Origin of the sequence: Nocardia sp. NPDC059228 (assembly GCF_042754245.1) — a bacterium.
Taxonomy (GTDB): Bacteria; Actinomycetota; Actinomycetes; order Mycobacteriales; family Mycobacteriaceae; genus Nocardia.
Map to the genome: position 1 here is coordinate 1 of NZ_JBHZAL010000111.1, position 1,395 is coordinate 1,395.

Here is a 1,395-nt window from a genome sequence, read left to right on the forward strand (position 1 = left end):
GGCCTGGCCGCCGCCGCTGACGCGGTAGAGGCCGGAGAGCGTGGCCGCGGTCATGCCGGGCATGTCGCCGTCGGCGTTGACGTGTATGAGCTTGGCCAGCTCGTCGTTGTCGATCACCGGGAAGGGCAGCGTGACGCTGCGGCAGGACGCGGCGGTCGGCTCCAGGAGGTTGCCCTGGGGGCCGAGCGAGGAGCGCAGCGAGGTGACGAGCTCCTCGCGGATGGCGTCCAGCGGCGGGTTGGTGACCTGTGCGAACAGCTGGGTGAAGTAGTCGAACAGCAGCCGGGGGCGCGCGGAGAGCGCGGCGATCGGGCTGTCGGTGCCCATGGAGCCGAGCGGTTCGCCGCCGGTGCGGGCCATCGGGGCGAGGATGATCCGCAGCTCTTCCTCGGTGTAGCCGAAGGTCTGCTGGCGGCGGGTGACGGAGGCGTGCGTGTGCACGATGTGCTCGCGCTCGGGCAGGTCCTCCAGCTCGATCTCGCCGGCTTCCAGCCACTCCTGGTACGGGTTCTCGGCGGCGAGGGCCGCCTTGATCTCGTCGTCCTCGATGATGCGGTGCTCGGCGGTGTCGACGAGGAACATCCGGCCGGGCTGGAGGCGGCCCTTGCGGACGACCTTGGCGGGGTCGATGTCGAGGACGCCGACCTCGGAGGAGAGGACGACGAGGCCGTCGTCGGTGACCCAGTAGCGGCCGGGGCGCAGTCCGTTGCGGTCGAGGACCGCGCCGACCTGGACGCCGTCGGTGAAGGTGACGCAGGCGGGGCCGTCCCAGGGCTCCATCATCGTGGAGTGGTACTGGTAGAAGGCGTGCCGGGCCGGGTCCATGGAGTCGTGGTTCTCCCACGCCTCGGGGACCATCATCAGTACGGAGTGCGGCAGCGACCGGCCGCCGAGGTGGAGCAGTTCCAGGACCTCGTCGAAGGACGCCGAGTCGGAGGCGTCGGGGGTGCAGACCGGGAAGGTCCGCTCCAGCGTCCGGGGGTCGTCACCGAACACGTCGGAGGCCAGCTGGGACTCGCGGGCCTTCATCCAGTTGCGGTTGCCCTTGACCGTGTTGATCTCGCCGTTGTGCGCGACGAAGCGGTACGGGTGGGCGAGCGGCCAGCTCGGGAAGGTGTTGGTGGAGAAGCGCGAGTGCACCAGTGCGACGGCGGTGGCGAAGCGGCGGTCGGAGAGGTCGGGGAAGAAGGGCTCCAGCTGGCCGGTGGTCAGCATGCCCTTGTAGACGATCGTGCGGGCGGAGAGCGAGGGGAAGTAGACCCCGGCCTCGCGCTCGGCGCGCTTGCGCAGCACGAACGCCTTGCGGTCGAGGGCGATGCCGCTGCTCGTGCCGTCCGAGACGAAGAGCTGGCGGAAGGCGGGCATCGTCGCGCGGGCGGACGCGCCGAGCAGCTC

The 1,395-nt window shown here is 70.6% G+C and carries 1 protein-coding gene; it reads right to left on the reverse strand.

The genetic code is table 11. The features are described 5' to 3' along the window. A partial coding sequence (locus ACFXKA_RS42790; protein ID WP_379431874.1) for a glutamate synthase central domain-containing protein occupies window positions 1–1,395 on the reverse strand: 1,395 nt, incomplete at both ends.